Origin of the sequence: Haloarcula sp. NS06 (assembly GCF_051122755.1) — an archaeon.
Lineage (GTDB): Archaea > Halobacteriota > Halobacteria > Halobacteriales > Haloarculaceae > Haloarcula.
The window spans coordinates 29546-52700 of record NZ_CP184844.1 but is presented as its reverse complement, the minus strand read 5'-3'; the positions used below and the strand labels follow the sequence as shown (position 1 = coordinate 52700).

The following is a 23155-nucleotide window of genomic DNA, read 5'->3' as shown; positions in this document are numbered from 1 at the left end:
TATGGACGAAGCACTCGTTATCGCGGCTCACGGCTCCCATCTGAACGCCGAGTCGAGTACGCCCACCTACGACCACGCGGACACGATTCGGGCGACCGACGCGTTCGCTGAGGTCCGTGAGTCCTTCTGGAAGGAGGAACCGTCGTTCCGGGAGGCGCTGCGGACCGTTGACGCCGACGAGGTGTATCTGATCCCGCTGTTCATCTCGGAGGGCTATTTCACCGAGCAGGTCATCCCCCGGGAGTTCCGACTGGAAGACTGGGACCCCGAGCTGTGGAACTCCGACGGGACGAGCGCGACCAACGCGACGCTGGCCGCCGAGGACACGGACCAGACGGTCCACTACTGCGGCCCGGTCGGAACGCACGATTCGATGAGCGATGTCATCGTCCAGCGGGCCGAGTCCGTCACCGGTGACCCCGGTGTCGGCGAGGGATTCGGCCTCGCGGTCGTCGGCCATGGCACCGAGCGAAACGAGAACTCCGCGAAGGCGATCCAGTACCACGCTGACCGCATCCGCGACCGGGACCGCTTTGACGAGGTGCAGTCGCTGTTCATGGACGAGGACCCCGAGGTCGACGACGTCGCGGACTACTTCGAGAGCGACGACATCGTCGTCGTCCCGCTGTTCATCGCCGACGGCTTCCACACGCAGGAGGACATCCCCGAGGACATGGGCCTGACCGACGACTACCGGACGGGCTACGACGTGCCGACCACCGTCGAAGGCCACGATATCTGGTACGCCGGCGCGGTCGGGACGGAGCCGCTAATGGCTGATGTGGTGCTCGAACGGGCCGCCGACGCGGGCGCAGATGTGAGCAGCGCCATCGAGCAGGTGCGTGAGGAGACCGGCGGGGGCACTACTGCCGCTGGGGACTAGCGGTAGCGAGCGACGAGTGCTTCGGTCCCCGAGTGGACTATGGTGTCCTCGGTAACTGCATAGAGAAAACTGAAGTCGAGACGAGGTTCGTGCCAGCGGAGAGTGCCGTCGGTCCCAAACTGAAACAGCCCGTGGTGCTTCGTGTTGAGAAACACTGACCCGCCGTCCGGGGCCGGGACCGCGCCCGTTGCCCCAAGATCTATGTCGAATTCGCTTCGCCCTCGCTCCATGGCCGCCAACCGCTCATCATTGAACCGCCACAGTTCTTCGCCGTCGGCGGTGGCAATCGCTATCAGGGCGTTGCGATCGGGAATGTAGACGATTTCGCCGTCACGGCTGAACCACAACGGTCCATCCGGGGTGGTAATGTCTTCGGTGACCCAGCGGCGCGTCCCCGAGTCGCGGTTGAACGCCTGGAGGTATTCCGAGCGGGCGTAAACCGTGTCGCCGCGCACGTGCGGCCGGCCGTTGAGGCTCCGCTGGAGAGTCTGGTCCCACAGAACCGAACCGTCTGGGGCGTACACGTTGAGTCGGTACTCCTCGCTGGTCCCCCAGTCGACGGCGAGTCCGCCGTGTCCCGCACCGACTGTCGGCAGGTCGCTCTTGGATGGGTCGGCGGGGACAGGAAGCGACTTCGACCACCGCTCGGCGCCGCTCTCGCCGTCGAAGGCGATGAGGTCGCCGCCGTCGGTCCCGACGTATACGTGGCCGTCAGCGGCGGCGACACTGGCTACTGGGTGGTCGACGGTTTCGGTCCAGGCTCGTCCGTCGCCGGCCACCGCGACGACGCGGCTGGCTTCCGTTCCCACGTATAGGTGGGCTCCGTCGCTGGCCCAGTCCGTAGCTACGCCCTTGAACTCGAAGCGACCCAATCTGGCCCCATCAGCGAGTGTGTATCGAGCAACAGCGCCTACCGGGTAGTCGTCAAGGAAGCGCGTCGCATCGAACGTCACTTCGAACAGCGTCTCATCCACCAGCGTGACCAGCCGGCCGCCGTCATCAGCCGTCTCCCACTTCTTGTCGCCCGGGCCGGGGCGATAGCCACACCCGGCGAGCGACCCGACAACGCCGGTCAGGCCCGTAAGAACCGTTCGGCGGCTGTACTCCGTCACGTCGGTCCCCCGTGGCCATCGCCTCCAGTCGTTCGATGCGCGCCTCGGTCGGTGGATGGGTCTCGGGGAGCACGTCGTTGGCAACGAAATTAGGCGCGTCTGCGAACTGTGTCTCGTCGATTGGCGCGATGTAGAGCGCGTCGAGACCACCGTCTTGCGCCCGGAGGTCGTGGTCCGGGGCCGCCGCCATCTCGTCATCGATGGTCGCCAGCGCGCTGGCGAGCGCCGCGGGGTCGCCGGTGATAGCGACGGCCCCGCGGTCTGCGGCGTACTCGCGGTACCGCGAGAGCACGCGAAACAGCGTGAAACTGGCGAGCCAGAACACGGCTGAGACAGCGAGCGTCAATAAGGCACTGACTGTCAAAATAAAGATACCGAGTAAGAGGCCACGGGCGCTGTCGCTGTCGGTATGTCGGAAGCCAGTGAAGGCACCGGGGATGGCCTGAAGGAGGCCGAGGGTGCTGGCTGCGAGGCTGTAGGTTAGCGTCGGGAGCACGTAGGAAAGCGACATCACAGTCGCGTCGCGGTTCTTGATGTGAGCGAGTTCGTGGGCGATGACGGCGTCGCGCTCGTCGGCGTCGAGTGCGTCAAGCAGTCCAGTCGTGAGCACCAGCGTGGCGCTGTCGGGACTCCGGCCGACGGTGAATGCGTTCGGCGCGTCGCTGTCCGCGATGGCGACTGCCGGTGCCGGAAGGTCCACTGATTGCGCCAGCCGTGCCACGTTTTCAACCAGACCGGGTTCGTCGTCGGGACCCACAGGGCGAGCATCCAGCGCCTGTAGGGCGATGGTGTCGCCAACGGCCAACTGCGTGGCGAATCCAAGCACGACGGCACCAGCGACCAGCCACGGCTTGATGTAGAACTTGCCGGCCAGCACCCAGTCGGTGGCCAGCTTCGCCAGCCATATTCCAGCGGTGTTCACGACTGCAAGGCCCGCGTAGACGAACCCCACCGGGAGGAGAGCCACAAGGACGACAGCAGTCGCCATTCGGACCTGTAACCCTCGGTCAGTTGGCCAGTCCATAGCGTCCACCTCCGGGCACAGGCTGCCCCCACCAAGACATCATAAATCACTTACTATTCTTGTAAAATATAATCCTATCGAATCTGGAACTATCTTCACTCCGATTGCCGGAACAGGCGACTTTTCCCGGTGCGACACCTACGGCGGCGGTATGGACGACACCCATGTCGAGGCGTTCGCCGAGGCAGCGTCGGACGGTATCGCGTTCGACGGTATCGAGGCAGCGATCGAGGGTGGACGCTACGCCGTCGAGACGACAGCGGAGTCAGAGGCTACGAGTATCGCGGACCTCGATGGCCTGGCCGCGTCGTACCCCGAGTACATCTCGAACTGGTACTTCTGGCACGCAAAAGCGCCACAGGCGGAGCCTCGCTGGGCGTATCTCCGGTGGCTCGAAAATGCCGAGTCGACGCCGATTCCGGACCGATACGACCAGTTACGAGCGGGGCTGACGACGACGTGGGGTGAGCTCTCGATTACCGTGACACTGGACGAGGACGACGAGCGGGTATACGACCTCCGCCACGTCGACGACGCAGGGACAGACGCCGATTCGCTGGACGCGTACGACGACCCACTGGACGCTCGTACCCTCGCCAAACACGACGACCGTGACCGCTACCGCCCGCTGAAAACAGCCCCCACTCTCCAGTCTGGCTGGGTGTTTCCCGAACTCGAGCCGACGGAACTAGTCCAGACGGTGGACTTCTTCTATCCGGCCACGATTTCGAACTGGCACCGTGAGCGCGAGGGCGAGTTGGACGTGAGCCACTGGCGCGACACCGTTGACCGACAGACCGGGATTTACGGCGTCGTCAAGACCTGGGACCGCGGCGACGGCTATGAACACGTCAACTGGGTCGCCGAAGCCTGCTGTGACGACTCTCAGTGTCTCAAGCGCCGGGAGTGGCAGTACGACGACGAGACGGAACTCGATGTTGACGGCGGTTCGGGGAAATTCCCCTGCCGTGAACCCTGCTCGCTCGTCATCGCCGGCGCACGCCAGTGGACGAAACTCGAGGGCGAGACGAGCCAGACCTACGAGTTCGAACTCACACCTAGCGAGAAAGAACAGTTGGAAGCCATTATCGATGCCGTCGCCGACGGCGAGGCAGACGATATCCGTGAAGCAGACATCTACGAGGGAGCCAATCGGTACCGTGCACGGTTCCTGCGGGCGAAGCTGTTCGACGACGAGGGGAACCTCGGCGGCGTCGAGACGGAGTAGTAACGGGGCTTCAGGACGAGCGAAGGGCGACTAACAGGAGTCCAAGCACGATTGTGACCGCGAGTACGGCACCGACGGTCAGCAGCATGCTTTCAGTGAGTATTATCGTGATGAGTCCCGCAATCAGAGCCGTGAAACCGCCAGCCGCCAGTATCGGTCCCGAAGACAGATCTTCGAGACCGGGTTCTGATTCCGTGGCCGGTTTCGGCTGTGGCTTCGACAGTTCCTCGTCGACGATGACCGGGTCGTTCTCCGTCCCGCCTTCCGGAATGAAAATATCGATGTATCGGGTCTCGGCACCGTATCCAGTCACGACCTTCAGCTTGCCACGGACTGGTCCGTCACCGTCGACGGTCACTCTGGCCAATCGGTCGGTTTCGGCCCGCACGTGATGGTTCGTGGCATCGAGCGACGCGACCGAAGAGAGCGAGTCGTCGAGGTGGAGATGGACGTGCAGCGCCTCGCCGTGGTTGACTAGCTGTACGTCGAAACTCCCTGTCGCGTCGAACTCGTGTGGAACCTCCAGGCTGTGGATGTCCGTCCGATTGAGGTGCACGGGCAGGGAGTCAGGCACGGACGTGACTCCGCGGGGCGAGGAAAAAAAGGTTCAGGCCGGTGCCTCGTCGCGCATGTCCGGCGGAAGCAGGTTCGGAATGCCGTCTTCGATGGGGAACGTCTCGCTACACTCGGTACAGGTGAGTTCGCCCGACAGAATCTCGCCGTCGTCGCGCTCCGTCACTTCGAGGTCGAGGTCGTGCTTGTCCAGAGGGCAGCAAATAATTTCCATCAGGTCCTCTTTCATACATTCGACCAAGACCGGCGGTCGCAAAAGTCTGCCGCTCTCCCAGTAATATGGCCCCATCGCTGGATAGGGATACGTGAGTATTTAAACGCCGAATCCGAGAGAAGAGCCGCTCAGAACGGCTGTTCGCGGACGATAGTTTCGCCGCGGCCGGGACCGACACCGATGGCGTAGGCCGGTGTGTCGAGTTCGGATTCGATGTATTCGACGTAGGCCTTCGCGTTCTCGGGGAGTGCGTCGTACCCCTCTTCGGCGGCGTCTGCCCAGTCGACCTCCGGCCAGCCGTCGAAGGACCGGAAGTTCGCCTCGCACTTGGCCCACTGCTCGGTGGTCGCAGGCATCGACGCCAGCTCCTCGCCATCGAGCGTGTACGTGTGGCCGACCTTCACTTCATCGAGGCCGGCGAGTACGTCGAGGTGGTTGATGGCGATGCCGGTAAAGCCGGAGACGCGCGTAGAGTGGCGCAGCATCGGCAGGTCGAGCCAGCCGACGCGTCGTGGCCGCCCGGTAACGGTACCGTACTCGCCGCCTTCTTCCCGGATGTAGTTCGCCAGCTCCTCGTTTTCGCCCTCGCCCTGCTCGTCGTAGCCGGGCGTGTCGCCGACGACGCCGCCGAGTTCGGTCGGCAGTGGGCCACTGCCGACGCGAGTGAGGTACGCCTTCACGATCCCGATAACTTCGCCGTCGCCAACGACGCCGGGACTGAGTCCGGTCCCGGTCGCCGCGCCGCCGGCCGTCGGGTTCGAGGAGGTAACGTAGGGGTAGTTCCCGTGGTCGATGTCGATGATGGTCCCCTGTGCACCCTCCAGCATGACGTTCTGGCCCTCGTCGATGGTCGCGCTGAGGAAGGCCCCGGCGTTGACGGTCATGTCCTCGGCCTCGAAGCGACGGCCGAACTCGCGGAACTCCTCGAAGATGGCGTCCACGTCGAAGGCAGCCGGGTCGTCAAGCTCGTCGACGTCGAGGTCGTACACGTCCTCGACGACGGCCCGCTTCTGCGGGACGACGTATTCGAGGCGCTCTCGGAGTACGTCCGGGTCGAGCAGGTCGCCGACGCGGACGCCGCGGCGGCCGGCCTTGTCCTCGTAGGTCGGGCCGATACCCCGGCCCGTCGTCCCGACTTCGTCATCTGTTTCGCTTTTTAGTTCTTCCTCGATACCGTCGAGCACGCGATGGAACGGGAGAATGACGTGTGCTCGTTCGGCGATGCGAACGTCCGGGTCGAGGCCGCGTTCCTGGAGCGTGTCTATCTCGTCGAACAGCGTTCGCGGATTGACGACGCACCCGTTGCCGAGGACGCCGACCTTGCCGCGGATGGCTCCGCTCGGAACTAGCGAGAGCTTGTACTCCTCGCCCTCGTGGACGACGGTGTGGCCGGCGTTGTCGCCGCCCTGATAGCGCGCGACGACATCTACGTCGTCGCCGTACAGGTCGACGATGCCGCCCTTCCCTTCGTCGCCGAGCTGTGAGCCGACGATGGTTACGGTCATCGCACGCACCTTCCAGCCACCGTGATAAACAGATTACGGTCCGGAATTTACGCTCGTGAGCAGTACCCATGTGAACCGTTACGACGGTTTTAAGACACCCCTGTTCAAACGTATCAACGTTGTAGCGATTACCCGAGGGAGAACCTTTAAATACCGCAAACACAAGTTAACAATTGCCATGATAGACAGGCTTGAAAAGGAAGTTGACATGCTGGAGCGCCACTTGCAGGTGCTTCGCATGGTTATTGAGAACGAGCCTATCGGTATCGTGAAGATGTCCAACGAAACCGGCTACCCGCACCACAAGGTGCGGTACTCCCTGCGCGTTCTCGAAGAGGAGAACCTCATCGAGCCCTCCAGCCAGGGCGCAATCACGACCGAACAGACCGGTGAGTTCGTTGACGACCTCGACGAGAAGGTCGACGAAATCATCGATAAGCTCGAAGGTATGAAGATCGAAGACGCGGCCGAAATCGAAGGTTAAGCTTCTCTCTCAGAGTTCCGGGACCGCCAGGTGGAACTCCTGGTTTCTCGCTTCTAGCAGACAGAGGTGAAAGCCCTCTTTGCGCGAGAGGTTCACGAAGCTCTTCCGCTTATCGCGGTTGAACAGCCCGCTAGAGGTGGCTTCTTCGGCGGTTTCGAGTGCGCCCGGCTCAAAGAAACTGCTCGTGACGAGAAACGCCGACGCAAGCGACCCAGAGGCGTTGCCGACCCGCTCTGCGTTCCGGATGAGGTCAGACATCTGTCCCTCGGAGGCCGGTTCGCGCGAATCGTTGATGTTGGCGACGACCAGCGGGTTCCCCATCCGGTCGCGGACGACCACGTCGAACCGTTCCTGCGAGCGATTCTCCTGGCCGTCCTCCGTGTAGGTCACCGTGACGTTGCCGTTCAGTTCGGCGCGGTCGATAGCTGGAAGGCCCTCATAGAGGTCTTTCATCGCCCCCGCGTGTCCGGTGTCACGAATCTCATAGAGGAGGTTCCGGATGAGCCAGTTGACGAAGCGGTACTGGATGCTGTCTTCGAGGAACTCCTCGAAGGGCGTCCCGTTGACCGTGGCTCCCTCGGCCTCAAACTGCGTGTGGTACTCCAGCCTGAGATTCGCCTCGACCTCTTCGCGGCTCGCCTCGCCGTCCTTGGCTTCCTCCAGCGTCGCTTTGCCCTTCGAGTCGTACCTGACGAAGAGGTTCGTCCCGTTTATCGCCTCGCCGGCGCTGAGCCGGGCGCTACCTGCGGCGGCGTCGTTTTGCTCGTCGAGTTGCTCCTCCAGCCGGTCGATTTCGGCCCGTGCGTCGGCTAGCTCCGACTCCAGACGGTCGCGCTCGTCCCGAAGCTCCTGGTTCGTTGCCTCCAGATCCGTGAGTTCGGATTCGAGTTCCGACACCGTCTCAGCTCGCTGTTCGAGCTCGGATTCGAGCTCTGCCACACGCTCCCGCTCGCGCGGTGTCGGTTCTTCGCCGGTAGGCGGCTGTCGCTGATCCCCTGTCGACGGCTGGGACTGCGGCGTCTCGCCCGGCTGTGGGTCTTTCGCAGGTGCGCTATGGCTCTCCTGAGCCGGTGCTGGTCCCTGCACGCTGGATTCCGTCGACGGTGCCGAGTCGTCTTGAGTCGGCTGGTCACGTCGCGGTGTCGATGCCTGTTTCCCACCTGTTGGCGGCGTCTGCGTGGGAGACACGCTGGTGGCTGTGCTTTCCTGCGCACCGCCGGACTTGTTCGGGTCCAGCGACGGCACCGAGCGCGTCTCCAGATCCGCACTTGACCCGCCAGAACCGGTCTCTGGCGTCGGCGTTGCCACTCCAGTCCCGGACTGTGTCTGGGACGGCTGTGGCTCGGGGTTCTGTGTCGATTTCTGGTCTTCCGGTTCGGCGCGACGGTCTGCCGAAGGCGCCTGATCGCTCTGTGCCGGGGTGCTTCGAGCGCTGGCGTGCTGGGATTCCTGTTTCCGTGATGGCTCAGTCGCCGATGGTTTCGGCTCGGTCTCCCCGGTAGTCTCACGCACTCTGGTTTCCCGTTCAGTGGCGTCGTGGTCGGGTTCCGTCTGTGTCGCGGTGTCGGTGTCTACCGTCGCCTGGTCGGTCACTCCGCTGTCTGGCCGGCTGTCCGTACTCGGCTGGTCATCCACACTCGGCTGCTCGTCCGGTTCGGAACTGCGGCGGGACCGGCCCGGATTCGCACCGGCGGCTTTCGATCCCGGCGGTCCGCTGCTTGCAGGGTCGCGGTCCGGTGTCGACTCTGCTGCGGCCTGTGTCTGTCCAGCAGCGTGGGTTCCATCGGTTTCGGTATCTCCGACGGGGTCCGCCAGTTCGTCGCTGGCATCGTCCTGTGGTGTCGGTTCGTCTGGTGCCGCCGTATCTGTCGGCGTGCTGTCTATCGCACCTTCGTCGGCTGGTACGTCGGCGACAGCCGTCTCGTCGCCAGCGTCGAGCGGATCGACGCCGGTGGCCGCCGGGTCCGCTGACTGCTCCTCCGTGTCGTCTTCCGGCGGTTCCGGAATCTCGATCGGCTCAATGTCGACCGGCATGACTTCGTAGATGCCGACCTCGTCGTTGGCCGTGTCGAACGCCTCGTCGTCGGTGATGAGGTTGTCGGAGTTGCCGACCCACGCGACGCTCATCGAGCGGCCTTGGTGGTAGACGGTGTAGTAGTCGCCCGAGAGGACGTTCTCGGAGAGTTCGATAAAGCCGGTAAAGTTACCGCTCGACAGCGTCTGGTCGACTTCTGCAAGCGCCGTGTCTTCGGTGTAGTACTGTGCTTTCACCTCGTCGGCGCGTTCCTGCATCACTGCAAGCAGTGGCAACGCCTCGTGCGGTGACCGCTTGGCTGTTCCCGACGCGTCCTCGAAATCATCGATGGTGCCGTCGAGGACGCCGACGACGGTCCCGTTCAACATGAACAGGCGCGTCGGACCCGCGATGACCGCGCCGGAGAACTCCTGCCCGGCGAGGTCCCGTAGGCCCGCGAACCCGCCGTCGAACGGAACCGACTCCCAGCCATCGACCCGTTCGACCGTGCGTGTACTCATTACTCCCACCAAGCCGGATGGTGGACAAATAGTTTGTGCCCACGGGCGCGGTCCGATGGACATATGATGATTCGAACCGAAGTATAGGTATGGCAGAGGAGCCGGGACTAAGCGACCAGTATCCGACTGCAAGTCCGTGGCCGCTGTTCGTTGCACTGGGATTAGCACTGTCAGAGATCGGCGTGTTCGTCGGACTCTTTCCAGTGGCCGTCTTCGGGCTGATACTGTTTGGCGGTAGTATCGCCGGTATCCTCACAGAGTCTGGGTATGTGGGGCGGCCGTGGCCAACCCTGCTGGGTGTAGGCGTCGTTCTCATTGTCCTCGCTGTTGCGTTTACACTCTGGCAGGTTCCGGTCGGTGATATCGCGCTGTCGAACGTTGGGACCGGGCCACTCTTCACTCGGCTAGTGGCTGTCGCCGCGGCGGGTGCTGTGATGATCGCAATGGGCGGCGTCGCCTCAGTTATGGAACAGACCGCGGCCTGAGACGGGCACTAGCCCGATTCGGAAACCAACACTCTATTTACTGGCCTGTTCTAACGAGCAGGCATGGCACTGTTCGGGTTCGAAAAAGATACCCTGCTCGACCTCACCGTGAACGTCATCCCGCTCGGGATCCTCTTCTTCTTCATCGTCGCGTTCGCCGCGTTCCCGGCGTTCGGAACCGATCCCGTCTTCTCCGGGCTGCAGTTCGCACTGATTATCTCGATGTTCCTGCTGCTCGCTGTCCTGACCTACTACGCGGGGAAGGCGGTCGAGAACGCCGAGAAAGAGAGCGGCGAACTGGGTCACGAAGACTGAGCAGATAGGTTCAGACGGACCGTTTCGAAGACCGACCGCTATTGACACCAGACGGCAGTGTGAGTGGTCCCTTATTTCTGAAGCTGTAATGCTGGATGGGAGCCGTATTTTATGGTCGTTGCTGCAGGAATCGACCCTTTGATAATGTCCCAGTCCTGAAGAACGACTATGGTAGCAGGAGATATTGTGCTGACGGGGCTGATGGCCGTCCTCCTCGTCGGCGTCGCCGCGCTTCTCACCCGTGTCGAGAACTGGCGTTCGTATACGCCGCTCGCGGGTGGCGGGGCCGTCACGGGTGACGAGGCGGCAGTCATCAACCGTGAGAAACCCGCAGGTATCATTCGCTGGCTAACAACTGTCGACCACAAGGATATCGGTCTGTTGTACGGAGTGTACGCGGTCATCGCATTCGCCGTGGGCGGCATCATGGCGATGCTCATCCGCCTCCAGCTCGTTACGCCCGGAGGGGCCATCCTCAGCAACAATGCCTACAACTCCATCCTGACGAGTCACGGTATCACGATGCTGTTCCTGTTCGGGACGCCCATCATCGCGGCGTTCGCGAACTACTTCATCCCGCTGCTCATCGGGGCTGACGATATGGCGTTCCCGCGTATCAACGCCATTGCGTTCTGGCTTCTCCCGCCGGCCGCACTCCTAATCTGGGCAGGGTTCTTCCTCGCGCCGGTAACCGACAACATGATCGAACCGGCCCGGACGGCCTGGACGATGTACGCGCCGCTGTCCGTTGAGCAGGCGAACCCTGGTGTCGACCTGATGCTTCTGGGGCTACACCTTTCGGGTGTTGCAGCGACGATGGGGGCGATCAACTTCATCGCGACCATCTTCACGGAGCGCGACGAGGAGGTCAACTGGGCGAATCTCGACATCTTCTCGTGGACGATTCTCACCCAGTCCGCCCTGATCCTGTTCGCCTTCCCACTACTGGGGAGCGCAATCGTGATGCTGCTACTGGACCGGAACCTCGCGACGACGTTCTTCGCCGTCGAAGGTGGCGGCCCGCTACTGTGGCAGCACCTGTTCTGGTTCTTCGGCCACCCAGAGGTGTACATCCTCGTCCTGCCGCCGATGGGACTGGTTAGCCTCATCCTGCCGAAGTTCTCGGGCCGGAAGCTGTTCGGCTTCAAGTTCGTCGTCTACTCGACGCTCGCAATCGGCGTGCTGTCCTTCGGCGTCTGGGCTCACCACATGTTCTCGACGGGCATGGACCCGCGGCTCCGGGCGTCGTTCATGGCTGTCTCGCTGGCTATCGCAATACCGAGTGCAGTCAAGACGTTCAACTGGATCACAACGATGTGGAACGGCCGCCTGCGCCTGACGACGCCGATGCTGTTCTGTATCGGCTTCGTCTCGAACTTCATCCTCGGCGGTGTGACGGGTGTCTTCCTCGCCTCCATCCCTGTCGACCTGATCCTGCACGACACCTACTACGTCGTGGGTCACTTCCACTACATCGTGATGGGTGCCATCGGATTCGCGGCCTTCGCTGGCATCTACTACTGGTTCCCGGTGTTCACTGGTCGGATGTACCAGCGTACCCTCGGGAAGGCCCACTTCTGGTTCTCGATGGTCGGAACCAACATCACGTTCTTCGCAATGCTCGCACTGGGCTACCTGGGAATGCCACGGCGGTACGCCACCTACCAGTTTGACGGTGCTATCGCACCGCTGACGCAGGTTTCGACGTTCCATCAGCTGGCGACCGTCGGTGCGCTCATCCTGTTCATCGGTCAGCTGTTCTTTGTCTGGAACATCGTCCAGTCCTGGCTTGAGGGCCCGAAGGTCGAGGACGGCGACCCGTGGAACCTCGAACGCGACGGCATGCTGGACCGCGAGTTCCAGTGGTTCGACGAGCAGCTCAAAGCTGAGGAGCCGGAGAAGGACCCGTCGCTGCTTGCTGACGGCGGCCAGGAAGAACAAGACGACTCGTAAGCGTCCCAAATTCTGTTTTCGCCTGCTTCTTTTCGTTCGTAGCCACAACCGAACTGACAGTACCTATTAGCTTGCCCCGGAAACAAGCACCATAGCCGTCACGAACATCATGAGCGCGATTCCGGTCAAGACGAGAAACAGTAGCTCCTTCTGTGACATAGGATAGCTACGGCGTGGAAGTGAAAAAGGCTAATCGTCTCCGAACCGTTGTTCTCACATGAGCGACCAAGTCAAGGCCAGATCCGGGCAGCAAATTGTCCTTCGCCTGTACGTTGCGATTGTTGTTCTTGCCGGTGTGATGGGATTCGTACTCGGTAGTATCCGACCGGAAGACCTCGAACCGGAACTGTTCGGTGTGATCGCACTGCCACCGACGCCGTTTGGCGTCGCTATCTACGGATTTGTCACTATCGGCATCGTCCTTGGCGTGTTGCTTGGCCTCGTCGTGTACGTCTCCGAGCGAATTGACGACGCAGCCAGTTCCTGAGGGGCGGTGTGACATCATACGCTGCTGTATAAGCGACTGATAGTACCCTTTTCCGGCCTTCTGCTGCCTGATTCCTATGTTCCGTTACTTTAATTTAATACGACTGATAATCGGCTCCTAGTCAGCTACGAGACATCAAGTCGGTGTCTCGTCGCCCTCCCCACAGATGCGTCCCGAATTTGCCCTCCACCAGTGGCTAGCCCGCCGAATCGCTATCGACCGACGTGCGCTCGCAGCGTTCAGAGTGGCGCTTGGGCTGTGTCTCCTCGCCGACATCGCTCTGCGGTGGTCGGATCTCGGCGCGTTTTACACCGATAGCGGCGTGCTCCCACGCTCAACACTGACTGAACTGTATCCGGTGTTGGGAGACATGTCACCGCTTGCTGTCTCGGGGGCTGCTTGGCTCCCACTGGTGGCCCTCGGACTGACGGCGCTTGCAGGAGTGGCGCTGGTTGTCGGCTACCGCCCTCGCCTGAGCGCGGGCATCGCGTTCATCTTGCTCGTCTCAATACAGCTTCGGAACCCCGTCGTCCTTAATGCCGGCGATACACTGTTTCGCCGGCTGCTGTTCTGGAGTCTCCTGCTTCCGCTCGGATGTGGCTGGGACGATGAGCTGCCAGAGTCTGCGACACGGGTCGCCACCGCCGGCACTGCAGGCATCCTCCTGCAAGTGCTGGCCGTGTACGTGACGAACAGCCTGATAAAGTTTCGCGGTACGTACTGGCACCGTGGCACTGCGGTACGGTACGTGTTCCAACTGGATCATCTCACTGTCCGCGCCGGTGACGTGGTCGCGGGCTGGGACCCGGCGCTGGTACTGGGGAACTGGCTCTGGCTCGGCTTGCTCGTTGGGTCCCCGCTGTTGCTCATCTGGACCGGGCGATATCGGACAGGCTTGGTCGTGGCGTTCGTTACCGCCCATATCTGTATCGCACTCTCGTTCCTTCTTGGCGTGTTCCCGCTCGTCTCGATTCTCGGACTGGTCCTGTTTTTTCCGCCGTCGTTCTGGGACGCGCTCGCGGATCGCTGGCCCACCGCTATCGAAGCATTGCGCCCGCGGTGGCCGGAGTCCGCGACAGGTCCCCCGCAGGCCTGGTTCCCTACGACGACACAGTCGCTAGCGGTGCTCGGTATCGTCGCGATTGTCCTTCTCAACGCTGTCGCGGTCGGCTTCGTTGCCGCACCGACGGGGACGCCGGACAGAATCGAGGACCGGAGCTGGAATATGTTCGCGCCAGATCCACCACAGGAAACGTGGTGGTACGCGGCCCCGGCACCTCTGGAGTCCGGGAACCGGGTCGATGCGCTTACCGGGGAAACAGTCAATCTCTCTCGGCCGCCGGAGGTGTCCGACCGGTTCCCGAACCAGCGCTGGAAGAAGTTCCTCGGGACAGCCCGTCACGAACCCAGTCTTCGACGGTCGCTCGCAACGTATCTGTGTTCCCGGTGGAATCAAAGCCACGACGACACGATGGAACGCGTGGAGTTGATCTTCCTGACCGAGTCGACGAACCTGAGCGGACCCGAATCCGTTGACCGGGAACAGCTCGGGTCGTATCAGTGTGCGTGAAAGGGAATGATGGAAGGGTCACTTCATCCTTTGAAACAGTGGTTAAAGCGACAGTGGAGCGTGTGATCTGACAGTCACGCGACGCTTGCCGTCTCCTGATAGCTCCCGTATTCTGCCTCGAAGACAGCCATGATCTCGCCCATCGTCGCATAGGCTTTCACCGCGTCGATGATGACGGGCATGACGTTCCCGCCGTCGGTAATCACTTGCTGCAGTTCGTCGAGGGCCGCTTCCACGGCCGCGTCGTCTCGCTCTGCCTTGACCGTCGCGAGCTTGTCTCGCTGGCGTTCCTGTACGTCCTCGTCGACGGTGAGAATCTCGGGTTCGGTGTCCTCTTCCACGGTGTACTTGTTGACGCCGACCATGACTTCTTCCTCGCTCTCGACGCGCTGCTGGTACTCGTAGGCGGCGTCCTGAATTTCACGCTGGAAATAGCCGTCCTGTATTCCCTGAATGACGCCGTCGCGGACCGACCCGTCGCCGAGTTCGTCTCTGATATGATTGATGTAGGCCATTGCCTTTTCTTCGACCTCGTCGGTCAGTGACTCGATGGCGAAACTGCCGCCCATCGGGTCGACAATGTCGGCGGCCCCCGACTCTTCCGCGATGATCTGCTGTGTCCGGAGCGCGACGCGAACGGCCTGCTCGGACGGGAGCGCCAGCGCCTCGTCGAAGCTGTTGGTGTGCAGGCTCTGGGTCCCGCCCAGCACACCAGCGAGGGCCTGAATCGTCACGCGGACGATGTTGTTCAGCGGTTGCTGGGCGGTCAGTGACTGTCCGGCGGTCTGGGTGTGGAACTTCAGTTGCTTGCTCGCGTCGGCCTCCGCGTCGTACCAGTCGTCCATCACGCGGGCGTAGATACGCCGGGCTGCGCGGAACTTCGCGATCTCCTCGAACATGGAGTTGTGCGAATTGAAGAAAAAGGAGAGCTGTGGGGCGAACTCGTCGACCTCAAGCCCGCGATTCAAGCAGTCCTCGACGTAGGCGAAGCCGTCCGCGAGGGTGAACGCGAGTTCCTGTACGGCTGTCGAGCCGGCCTCCCTGATGTGATACCCCGACACCGAGATGGGCTTGAACTTCGGCGTCTCCTGACTGGCGAACTCGATGGTGTCGGTGACGAGCTTCAGCGACGGCTCCGGCGGAATTACCCACTCCTTCTGTGCGATGAACTCCTTGAACATATCGTTCTGGAGCGTCCCACGGATTTCCTCGCGTGGGACGCCCTGCTGGTCGGCCAGCGCGATGTACATCGCATAGATGACGGGAGCGCTGGGGTTGATGGTAAACGATGTCGAGACCTCCCCGAGATCGATGCCGTCGAACAGTCGCTCCATGTCGGCAAGCGTGTCGACGGCAACACCCTCCTTGCCCACCTCGCCGTCGGCCATCACGTCGTCAGAGTCAATCCCCATCAGCGTCGGCATATCGAAGGCCGTCGAGAGCCCGGTCTGGCCTTCGTCGATGAGGTAGTGGAACCGCTCATTGGTCTCGTCAGCGGTCCCGAAGCCCGCGAACTGTCGCATCGTCCACTGCCGGCCGCGGTACATTGTCGGATAGACACCGCGTGTGAACGGCTCCTCGCCGGGGAAGCCGATGTCTTCCTCATAATCGAGGTCATCCACGTCACGTGGCGTGTACAGCCGGTCTACATCGAGGTTTGATACCGTTGCGAACTGTTCTTTGCGTTCGCCGTAGGCGTCCAGCACGGGGTCCAGCGTCTCGGCTTCCCACTCGTCTTTCTGCTCGCGGATGCGTTGGAGGTCTGACTCGTCGAACATACTGCGGTGTATGTCATGATTTAGTAAGAAGGTTCGGGCAACGAGGGATGCTACCGTCAGTCACACCGCTGGGGACTAGTCTTGGAGTCGTTCTGTCGTCTGGACGAGCGGGTGGTGCGCGTAGTCGACGACCTCGATATCGTCGATTGACTCTAGGTCGGAGTCTGCGGCCGTCTCGGCCATCCCCAGTTCGACCGTCTCGTCGAGGACGATGACGTAGGCGTCCATCTCGTCGATGTCGAGTCTAGCAGCGGCTTTCACGCGGTGATGGCCATCCGCCAGCAGGAGGTCTCCGCCGTTGTCGATGACGACGAGTGGTTCCGCCAGTCCCCGTTCCAGTTCGTACACCCGGCCTTCGAGTTCGTCGGCGTACACAGTTGTCTGTGTTGGCGTCAGGTCATCGAGGTCCACCTCACGGCGGCCTTCGTGTGTCGTGATCCCGTGGATATTCTCGAGCGTCCGGCCGAGCTTGTCTACTTTGCCCGGTGTCGCCCGCTCGATCTGCGAGCGGATCACGTCGGCGTTTGAGATGATCCCGACGAGGTGGCCAGCGTCGTCGACAACCGGGAGTTTCTGGATACCCGACCGCAGGATAACGCGCGCTGCGTCCTGCACGGCCATGTCCGGGTGCGCGACAAGGATGTCGTCGGTCATCACGCGGAACATCGGCTCATGGTCCTCTGCGAGCAGCAGGTCGCGCGCGCTGACGAACCCCTCAACACGGCGACCGTCAGTCACCGGAAACCCGCTGAAGTGGTCATTATCGGCGATTCGTCGGGCGACCTCCCCGACGGTGTCATCGAGTTCGACGGTGGCAACCTCGCGTGTCATATAGTCTCCGACCGTCGGCCGATTCGAGTCCTCCATCGGCACGGAGTTCTCAACCGACAGCAAAAAAGGCTCGCCTACAGCGGTTCGCTGTCGTCGGGTTCGACGAGTGTTTCCGGGCTGTCCTCTCCTTGTTCTGTCTCGTCGTCCGTCGGATCAGCCGCGTCATCCGCTTGTTTTGACTCGCCGCCACTGCCCTCGTCACCGTTCTCTAGGAACATCACATCGCTGTTCCAGTCCGCTGTGCTGTCGTCGCCAGACTCCCCAGATGCACCTTCGGCCGTCGCTGGGGTGTCTTCGCTGTCCTGACTAAGCGCCGTCGACTCCGTGAACGCGGCCACGTCGTAGTCAGCGCGGGCATAGACACGTCCGAGCAGCCGGTGGGACCGCGACTGGATCGCGTCGAGAAACCGATTTGAGACGATAGAGCGGACAATCTCTTCCAGCGATTCCTCGCGGTCGTCGACGGTGATCATCCCTAGATCAATCTGTGCACCCGCCATATCGGCGTGACCGCCGGCGGACCCGATCTGTCCGAAGGCATCCCGCAGCGCCTCGCCAAGGTCGATATCCGCCCCACGTGCCCGAGCAGATGCGTATATCGTCCCATCGACGACGCCGTACACCATCGTCGCCTGGACGCCTTCGAGGTCGAGTAACCTGTCAGCCGCCTGCGCGAGCGCGTCCCGGTCACTGATCTCGCCGACGCCGGTCAGAAGCACTGACCCTTCCTGGTCACGGTTCGCAATCGCGCGGCCGATGACCGACAGCGTCTCCGGGCTCACGCTCGGGTCTTCGATGCGCTGGAGCGTCGCCATGTCGGCGTTTGTCACAAGATGCGCGGCGGCCTCGAAGTCCGCGGCAGCGACTTCCCGCCGGAAGTCTTTCGTGTCGACTTGGATACCAAACAGCAGGCCCGTTGCGATGTGTGTTGGAATGTCGACGTTGAACCGCTGGAGGTAGTCGACTAGCAGTGTGCTCGTCGCCCCGACGCCGCTCCGAAGATCGACAAAGCGGGCTTCGATCGGAACGCGTGGCGGATGATGGTCGATAACGATATCGATGGGAGTCTCCGGCGGGAGCTGGTCGTTGACACCGGCTCTGGAGTGATCGACTAGTGCGAACGCGTCGAACGCTTCCAGTTCGTCCGGTGAATCGGCATCGAGGTTCCGGAGGTCGAATTCGAGGAGGTTGACAAACGCCCGGTTCTCCTGATGGGAAATCTCCCCGTAGTAACAGAGCGTCACCTCGCAGTCAGCTCGTTCAGCGAGCGCGCCGAGGGCGACAGCGCTGGCAATCGCGTCAGGGTCGGGATTGTCGTGCGTGACGACAGCGAGATGGTCGTCAATGTCCCGGAGAACCTGATGGAGCTGTCTGGCCCGCGTTCCCTCGTCACCGACCGACTGGGTAACGTAGCCGGTGACGACGGCCTCCGGTGTGACCAGTCGGTCCGCCACGCTGTCAAGTCGGTCGCGCTGGTCGGCTGTCGCGCCGCGGCCGGCGTATGCGAGGAGGAACGCGTCGGGAAAGCAGTCGCGGGCAGCCGTTGTCGTGTCGGCGTTCTGTTCGGGATCCTCGCTAGCGACGATGACGCTCTCGGGGTGAAGGTCGAGGTTGGCGAGAACAGACGGGTCGGCCGGGTCGGCTTCGAGCACGTTGATACCGTCCGCCCGGAGCGTTTCAGCACGGTGCTCATCCCGGGTCACGACTGCCAGCTCGCCGCGGGCGTCGCTAATCGCGTCGAGAAGGTCCGCGGCCGTCGGCCCGAGTCCGAGCACCAGCCGAGAAAGCATACCGTGCAGTCAGCACTGGAGCGTCTAAAAACCCGTTACTTCAGCCGTTCCTGCAGAAACGACGGATGCGCGGCGGTAACGCCGTCAAGGGCGAGGATTTTGTCTTCGATCACGTCCGCCAGCGAGTCCCCATCCATCGCCCGAACTTCTGCCATCAGCATATGGTCGCCGCTAGACGTGTACAGCTCCTCCATCTCCGGAATCTCTTTGAGGTTCCGCGTGGCCTCAACGTAGCAGTCGCTCGCGATGTCGATCCCAACCAGTGCAATCGACTGGCCCGCCAGCTTCTTCGGGTCGACATCGGCGGAGTAGCCGACGATGACGCCCTCCTCTTCGAGTTTCTGAATGTATTTCCGGACTGTCGGCTTCGATACCTCCGCTCGCTCCGCGATTTCTGCGTACGAGGCCTGTGCGTCCTCTTCAAGGACCGACAGGATTCGACGCTCCGTAGACTCGGCACTCATGGACTAATCTTTTCGGTGCATGAAAAAATATCTTCCGAACCAGAAACCCACGTTCGGGGGGTATCCGTAGTCCGGCAGCGAGCGTTATTTGTGGTGTTCGAGGAGGTTGTCGTAGGTCCGCTCCCACTCGGCGTCCTCGTCGAAGTACCGCTCTGCGAGCGGTTCCTCTGGCATCTCACCGATCTGGCGCTTCTCCTGGCCGTAGGACGGGCGCTCGTCTTCGATATACATCCGACCGGTGAGCACTTCGCCCTCGTACAGTCGCTCCTCGGTCTTTCGCATCATCTCGGCGGCTTCCGCGCGGTCCGAGACGTCGAAGTCGAACTCGTCGGACTGCTGGACGTCCGTGTACGGGACGTAGTGTTTCGCGTCCTTGTTCCAGGTCGGACACTGGGTCAGGAAGTCGATGTGTGCGAAGCCGTCGTGCTCGATGGCTTCCGCGATGATTTCCTTTGCCTGGTTCGGGTTGACAGCCGCGGTCCGGGCGATGTAGGTCGCGCCGGCGTTGAGCTGCTGGGACAGGGGGCGGATCGGCGACTTCGCCGAGCCGTGGGGCTGTGTCTTTGACTTGTGGCCCTTCGGCGATGTCGGGGATGTCTGGCCCTTTGTCAGCCCGAAGATCTCGTTGTTGAACACGATATACGTCATATCGTGGTTCTCACGAGCCGTGTGGATGGTGTGGTTCCCACCGATACCGTAGCCGTCGCCATCCCCACCGGCTGCGATGACTTCGAGGTTAGGGTTGGCGAGCTTCGCGGCCCGGGCGACGGGCAGCGAGCGGCCGTGGATGGTGTGGAAGCCGTAGCTGTTGAAGTAGCTGTTGAGCTTCCCCGAACACCCGATACCGGTGAACAGCGCGACCTCGTCGGGGTTCTTGCCGACTTCCGGCATGGCCTGCTTCAGCGCCTTGAGGACGCCGAAGTCGCCACAGCCCGGACACCAGGTCGCCTGGGGTTCGATGCCGGGTGTAAACTCGTCGCGCTCGATTTCGCGTTCTTCGTTGATTGCTGAGAATGCACTCATAGGTTAGTCACCTGCCGCGGGTACGTACTTCATGTTGCTCGCGGCGAGTTCCTCGCCGTCGATGCTGGATTCGAACCCGTCGACGATCTCGGCGGGCTCGAAGGGATTGCCGTTGTACTTCAGGAGGCTCGACATCTTGTCGCCGTACTTGCCGAGTTCCTTCTGGGTCAGACCGCGGAACTGGGCCGTCGCGTTCATCTCGACGACAAGCGCCTCGTCGACTGATTCGAGCCACTCGGAGACTTCCTCCTTCGGGTACGGGGCCATGTCGGAGACGCCAAGCGCCTTCACGGAATGGCCGTTCTCGTTGAGTCGGTCGACGGCCTCGAAGACGGTCCCCTGCTGGCTGCCCCACACGAGGATGCCGTAGTCGGCGTCCTCGGGTCCGTGATAGGTCTGGTGAGACGTGTTCTCGTCCAGATCAGCACGAATGTCGTCGAGCTTGTTGAGTCGACGGTTCATCTGGGCGATGCGGTTCTCGGGGTCCTCGCTGATGTGGCCCGATGGGTTGTGCTCGTTGCCCGTCGCGAGGAAACGGCCGTCCTTCTGGCCCGGCACGGAGCGCGGGCTGACGTTCGAGCCGTCCTCGGGTTCGTGAAGGAACCGCTGGAACTTCCCGGAGGAGTGGTGTGCTGCGTCCTGAATCTCTTCTTCGGTGAGGACCGATCCGGGGTCGGCGTTCGGTTCCTCGTCGAAGTGGCTGGCCGGGAGGTTCCGGAGTTCGCCTTGGATCTTCTGGTCGTAGATGACGATAGCCGGGATCTGGTACTCGTAGGCGATGCGGAACGCCGAGCGTGTCTGCGTGTAACACTCGCGGATGTTCGCCGGTGCGAACACGACGCGGGCGGAGTCGCCCTGTGACGTGTACAGGACGTGCTCAAGGTCAGCCTGCTCGGGCTTGGTCGGCATTCCCGTCGAGGGGCCGGCTCGCATCGCTTCGACCAGCACGATCGGCGTCTCGGTCATCTCTGCCAGTCCGAGCGGTTCGGACATCAGCGCGAAGCCACCACCGGAGGACCCGGACATGGCTTTCACGCCAGCGTGGGACGCACCGAGCGCCAGTGCGGCGGCCGCGATCTCGTCTTCGACCTGTTCGGAGATCCCGCCGAACGCGGGCAGGTGCTGTGACATGATCGTGAACACGTCGGTCCACGGAGTCATGGGGTAGCCCGAGATGAAGCGACAGCCCTCGTCGATTGCGCCATAGGAGATGGCGTTCGAGCCCGAGAGAATGACCTGCTCCTCGTCGTGGGAGTCCTCAGGAACCTCGATGTCGTGGTCGACATCGAGTTCGCTGGCGGCGTCGTAGGCGTCGTGCAGGACGTTAAGATTCGCCTCCTGCATGTCGCCGCTCATGTTCTGTTTGATGAGCTTCTCGAACTCGTCGGTGCTGATGTCGAGAATGGCTGCGGTCGCGCCGATACCGGCCGTATTCCGCATGATCTCGCGGCCGTGCTCCTTGGCGATGCCGCGGAGGTCCATCGGGACGACGTGCCAGTTGTTCTCCTCGGCGGCCTCTTCGAGACCGATCTCGTCGACGTCCTCGTCGTCGAGCAGTCCCTCGTCGTAGAGGAGAACGCCACCCTCTCGGAGGTCGTCGAAGTTCTCGTACAGCGGTTTCAGCTCTTCTTTGCCGTAGTAGGCCTCTTCCTGCGGGTTCCGGGCGAACGAGTCACCCAGTGCGAGCAGGAAGTTGTAGCCGTCCCCGCGAGACTGTACCGGTTCGTCCTTCGCACGTACCTCTACGTACGTGTGGCCGCCGCGGATACGCGACGGGTAATGACGATGTGTGAACACGTTCAGCCCCGACCACATCAAGGCCTTCGCGAAGTTCTGGCTTGTCGAGTCGATTCCGTCACCGGAACCACCGGCGATTCGCCAGATTAGTTCGTTGTCTGTCATTGTGAAATCCTCGGCCCCAGCTCTGGTGCCGTACCATTCCGTTGGGGGGCCATGACTAAAGATTTTCCACTATGTAACCACTCATTAATCGTTATCTTTCGTCTCAGGCACCTCAGATTGCCGTTTTCGAAATGGGGGTTCGTCACTGTTGGGACATATTCACAGGGTCAATATCTCCGCCTGAGCCGCACGTGTCAGCCACTACTAGTAAGTAGCGTAACTCCCTCCCGCAACGACTAACACGGTGAATACCGATGTACAGTCGAGGATGTCGTTAACGGAACTCATCACCGGCGTCGAGGACCATCAGAAGACGCTGACTATCTTTAACGCTGGGCCGACAGCGGCCGAAGACCTTCGCGAGCGCTTCGCGGACCGTAATGTCCACGTTCAGACCGAGCAGACTGAGAGCGGGCGACCGGGCGAGTTTATCACCCTCAGCGAGGATACAGAAGTCATCGCGGCCGCGAGCCTCAACTCGTTCACAGACTCGCTCAACGAAGGTCGACAGTACATCACGCGCGATAACAGCCCGTACGTGTCGATTCTCGACCACCTCGACGAGACCATGTTCACTTCATGGTCAATCCAGCGGATGACCGCCGCGTCCCGCGAAATCGAGGACCGCGCGTGGCGAGTGGGGCAGGGAACGTTACATGCCGGCTTTCAGACGCTGTCTACGCTTCAGGGCGAACTCGACCTTTACGAACGGCTTGGCGAGACCGATGTGGACGTTCACGCCTATGCTGTCCCCGACATCGAGCCGCCCGAGTACAGTACGTTCTCGCTGCATCTGGAACGATCGGACGAGATTGCCGACTCGTGGTTCGTCGTGTTCGACGGCGGCGGTGACCCAACCCAGAAGTGCGCCCTGCTGGCCGAGGAGCGCGAACCGCGCGAGTTCTACGGCTTCTGGACCTACGACGAGTCCACGGTCGACTGGATCATCGACTATCTGGAGGAGACGTACGGCTATCTCGAACAGTGAACGCTGCGTTC

The 23155-nt window shown here is 62.0% G+C and carries 21 protein-coding genes; 9 read left to right on the top strand and 12 right to left on the bottom strand.

All coding sequences use genetic code 11. The features are described 5' to 3' along the window. The first annotated feature begins 1 nt into the window (after position 1). Positions 2-883 (top strand): CbiX/SirB N-terminal domain-containing protein, encoded by an 882-nt coding sequence (locus ACODNH_RS03790; protein ID WP_306707613.1) that lies wholly within the window; start codon positions 2-4, stop codon positions 881-883. Here the strand turns inward: ACODNH_RS03790 and ACODNH_RS03785 are convergent. Both ACODNH_RS03785 and ACODNH_RS03780 read right to left on the bottom strand, forming a co-directional pair. After that, a complete protein-coding gene (locus tag ACODNH_RS03785) occupies positions 880-1995 on the bottom strand; it encodes a PQQ-binding-like beta-propeller repeat protein (protein ID WP_306707611.1) in 1116 nt (371 codons plus the stop codon). The two genes, ACODNH_RS03790 and ACODNH_RS03785, sit on opposite strands and share 4 nt — an antisense overlap. Further along, positions 1883-2983: a M48 family metalloprotease gene (locus tag ACODNH_RS03780; RefSeq protein WP_434531423.1), complete on the bottom strand. Its 1101-nt coding sequence runs from the start codon at positions 2981-2983 to the stop codon at positions 1883-1885. Before ACODNH_RS03780 ends, ACODNH_RS03785 begins: the two co-directional genes overlap by 113 nt. A gap of 187 nt (positions 2984-3170) precedes the next feature. Here ACODNH_RS03780 and ACODNH_RS03775 point away from each other — a divergent pair, with 187 nt between their 5' ends. Continuing rightward, positions 3171-4247 carry a DR2241 family protein gene (locus ACODNH_RS03775; protein WP_434530939.1) on the top strand — a complete coding sequence of 359 codons (1077 nt, stop codon included), beginning with the start codon at positions 3171-3173 and terminating at the stop codon, positions 4245-4247. 10 nt (positions 4248-4257) lie between these two features. On the opposite strand, the gene ACODNH_RS03770 is transcribed toward ACODNH_RS03775, so the two are convergent. From ACODNH_RS03770 to ACODNH_RS03760, 3 genes are all read right to left on the bottom strand, one after another. After that, on the bottom strand, positions 4258-4821 hold the full coding sequence (locus ACODNH_RS03770; protein ID WP_434530938.1) for a DUF7524 family protein: 564 nt from the start codon (positions 4819-4821) through the stop codon (positions 4258-4260). Between the two features lie 33 nt (positions 4822-4854). After that, entirely contained in the window at positions 4855-5049 is a 195-nt protein-coding gene (locus tag ACODNH_RS03765; protein ID WP_004956717.1) for a methytransferase partner Trm112, read from the bottom strand. Between the two features lie 113 nt (positions 5050-5162). Next, the gene (locus tag ACODNH_RS03760) at positions 5163-6539 is read right to left on the bottom strand and encodes an adenylosuccinate synthase (protein ID WP_434530937.1); all 1377 of its coding nucleotides are present in this window, start codon (positions 6537-6539) and stop codon (positions 5163-5165) included. A 178-nt stretch (positions 6540-6717) separates the two neighbouring features. On the opposite strand from ACODNH_RS03760, the gene ACODNH_RS03755 reads away from it, so the two are divergent. Beyond that, positions 6718-7023, top strand: a complete 306-nt coding sequence (locus ACODNH_RS03755; protein ID WP_004516266.1) for a hypothetical protein — start codon at positions 6718-6720, stop codon at positions 7021-7023. A gap of 9 nt (positions 7024-7032) precedes the next feature. On the opposite strand, the gene ACODNH_RS03750 is transcribed toward ACODNH_RS03755, so the two are convergent. Then, complete coding sequence (locus ACODNH_RS03750; protein WP_434530936.1) at positions 7033-9558, bottom strand: DUF7527 domain-containing protein; 2526 nt, start codon at positions 9556-9558, stop codon at positions 7033-7035. A gap of 89 nt (positions 9559-9647) precedes the next feature. Here ACODNH_RS03750 and ACODNH_RS03745 point away from each other — a divergent pair, with 89 nt between their 5' ends. The 5 genes from ACODNH_RS03745 to ACODNH_RS03725 all read left to right on the top strand — a co-directional run bounded on the left by ACODNH_RS03745 (position 9648) and on the right by ACODNH_RS03725 (position 14368). Then, positions 9648-10043, top strand: a complete 396-nt coding sequence (locus tag ACODNH_RS03745; RefSeq protein WP_306707595.1) for a DUF7541 family protein — start codon at positions 9648-9650, stop codon at positions 10041-10043. 63 nt (positions 10044-10106) lie between these two features. Beyond that, on the top strand, positions 10107-10358 hold the full coding sequence (locus ACODNH_RS03740; protein ID WP_004591910.1) for a DUF6684 family protein: 252 nt from the start codon (positions 10107-10109) through the stop codon (positions 10356-10358). Between the two features lie 168 nt (positions 10359-10526). Beyond that, positions 10527-12311: a cytochrome c oxidase subunit I gene (gene ctaD, locus ACODNH_RS03735; RefSeq protein WP_306707591.1), complete on the top strand. Its 1785-nt coding sequence runs from the start codon at positions 10527-10529 to the stop codon at positions 12309-12311. 217 nt (positions 12312-12528) lie between these two features. Beyond that, a complete protein-coding gene (locus ACODNH_RS03730; protein ID WP_434530935.1) occupies positions 12529-12798 on the top strand; it encodes a DUF7520 family protein in 270 nt (89 codons plus the stop codon). 166 nt (positions 12799-12964) lie between these two features. After that, entirely contained in the window at positions 12965-14368 is a 1404-nt protein-coding gene (locus tag ACODNH_RS03725; RefSeq protein WP_434530934.1) for an HTTM domain-containing protein, read from the top strand. A 74-nt stretch (positions 14369-14442) separates the two neighbouring features. Here the strand turns inward: ACODNH_RS03725 and ACODNH_RS03720 are convergent, their stop codons facing one another. The 6 genes from ACODNH_RS03720 to ACODNH_RS03695 all read right to left on the bottom strand — a co-directional run bounded on the left by ACODNH_RS03720 (position 14443) and on the right by ACODNH_RS03695 (position 22156). Then, entirely contained in the window at positions 14443-16146 is a 1704-nt protein-coding gene (locus tag ACODNH_RS03720; protein ID WP_306707585.1) for a methylmalonyl-CoA mutase family protein, read from the bottom strand. A gap of 75 nt (positions 16147-16221) precedes the next feature. After that, positions 16222-17013, bottom strand: a complete 792-nt coding sequence (locus ACODNH_RS03715; RefSeq protein WP_004956686.1) for a CBS pair associated ParBc domain-containing protein — start codon at positions 17011-17013, stop codon at positions 16222-16224. 38 nt (positions 17014-17051) lie between these two features. Beyond that, positions 17052-18767: a DHH family phosphoesterase gene (locus ACODNH_RS03710; protein ID WP_306707582.1), complete on the bottom strand. Its 1716-nt coding sequence runs from the start codon at positions 18765-18767 to the stop codon at positions 17052-17054. Positions 18768-18802: 35 nt separating this feature from the next. Then, positions 18803-19231: an HTH-type transcriptional regulator LrpA1 gene (gene lrpA1 / locus ACODNH_RS03705; protein ID WP_004956678.1), complete on the bottom strand. Its 429-nt coding sequence runs from the start codon at positions 19229-19231 to the stop codon at positions 18803-18805. An 84-nt stretch (positions 19232-19315) separates the two neighbouring features. Beyond that, on the bottom strand, positions 19316-20254 hold the full coding sequence (locus ACODNH_RS03700) for a thiamine pyrophosphate-dependent enzyme (RefSeq protein WP_306707580.1): 939 nt from the start codon (positions 20252-20254) through the stop codon (positions 19316-19318). 3 nt (positions 20255-20257) lie between these two features. Then, positions 20258-22156: a 2-oxoacid:acceptor oxidoreductase subunit alpha gene (locus ACODNH_RS03695; protein ID WP_306707578.1), complete on the bottom strand. Its 1899-nt coding sequence runs from the start codon at positions 22154-22156 to the stop codon at positions 20258-20260. 268 nt (positions 22157-22424) lie between these two features. Here ACODNH_RS03695 and ACODNH_RS03690 point away from each other — a divergent pair, with 268 nt between their 5' ends. Then, complete coding sequence (locus ACODNH_RS03690; RefSeq protein ID WP_306707576.1) at positions 22425-23144, top strand: DICT sensory domain-containing protein; 720 nt, start codon at positions 22425-22427, stop codon at positions 23142-23144. The last annotated feature ends 11 nt before the right edge of the window (positions 23145-23155 follow it).

Bases quoted from the DNA above. Each gene is read 5' to 3' on its own strand.
- ACODNH_RS03715 (WP_004956686.1), bottom strand. From the start codon at position 17,013: ATGGAGGACTCGAATCGGCCGACGGTCGGAGACTATATGACACGCGAG.
- ACODNH_RS03700 (WP_306707580.1), bottom strand. From the start codon at position 20,254: ATGAGTGCATTCTCAGCAATCAACGAAGAACGCGAAATCGAGCGCGAC.
- ACODNH_RS03775 (WP_434530939.1), top strand. From the start codon at position 3,171: ATGGACGACACCCATGTCGAGGCGTTCGCCGAGGCAGCGTCGGACGGT.
- ACODNH_RS03750 (WP_434530936.1), bottom strand. From the start codon at position 9,558: ATGAGTACACGCACGGTCGAACGGGTCGATGGCTGGGAGTCGGTTCCG.
- ACODNH_RS03695 (WP_306707578.1), bottom strand. From the start codon at position 22,156: ATGACAGACAACGAACTAATCTGGCGAATCGCCGGTGGTTCCGGTGAC.
- ACODNH_RS03740 (WP_004591910.1), top strand. From the start codon at position 10,107: ATGGCACTGTTCGGGTTCGAAAAAGATACCCTGCTCGACCTCACCGTG.
- ACODNH_RS03730 (WP_434530935.1), top strand. From the start codon at position 12,529: ATGAGCGACCAAGTCAAGGCCAGATCCGGGCAGCAAATTGTCCTTCGC.
- ACODNH_RS03710 (WP_306707582.1), bottom strand. From the start codon at position 18,767: ATGCTTTCTCGGCTGGTGCTCGGACTCGGGCCGACGGCCGCGGACCTT.
- ctaD (WP_306707591.1), top strand. From the start codon at position 10,527: ATGGTAGCAGGAGATATTGTGCTGACGGGGCTGATGGCCGTCCTCCTC.
- ACODNH_RS03755 (WP_004516266.1), top strand. From the start codon at position 6,718: ATGATAGACAGGCTTGAAAAGGAAGTTGACATGCTGGAGCGCCACTTG.
- ACODNH_RS03780 (WP_434531423.1), bottom strand. From the start codon at position 2,983: ATGGCGACTGCTGTCGTCCTTGTGGCTCTCCTCCCGGTGGGGTTCGTC.
- ACODNH_RS03725 (WP_434530934.1), top strand. From the start codon at position 12,965: ATGCGTCCCGAATTTGCCCTCCACCAGTGGCTAGCCCGCCGAATCGCT.
- ACODNH_RS03765 (WP_004956717.1), bottom strand. From the start codon at position 5,049: ATGAAAGAGGACCTGATGGAAATTATTTGCTGCCCTCTGGACAAGCAC.
- lrpA1 (WP_004956678.1), bottom strand. From the start codon at position 19,231: ATGAGTGCCGAGTCTACGGAGCGTCGAATCCTGTCGGTCCTTGAAGAG.
- ACODNH_RS03720 (WP_306707585.1), bottom strand. From the start codon at position 16,146: ATGTTCGACGAGTCAGACCTCCAACGCATCCGCGAGCAGAAAGACGAG.
- ACODNH_RS03760 (WP_434530937.1), bottom strand. From the start codon at position 6,539: ATGACCGTAACCATCGTCGGCTCACAGCTCGGCGACGAAGGGAAGGGC.
- ACODNH_RS03790 (WP_306707613.1), top strand. From the start codon at position 2: ATGGACGAAGCACTCGTTATCGCGGCTCACGGCTCCCATCTGAACGCC.
- ACODNH_RS03745 (WP_306707595.1), top strand. From the start codon at position 9,648: ATGGCAGAGGAGCCGGGACTAAGCGACCAGTATCCGACTGCAAGTCCG.
- ACODNH_RS03690 (WP_306707576.1), top strand. From the start codon at position 22,425: ATGTCGTTAACGGAACTCATCACCGGCGTCGAGGACCATCAGAAGACG.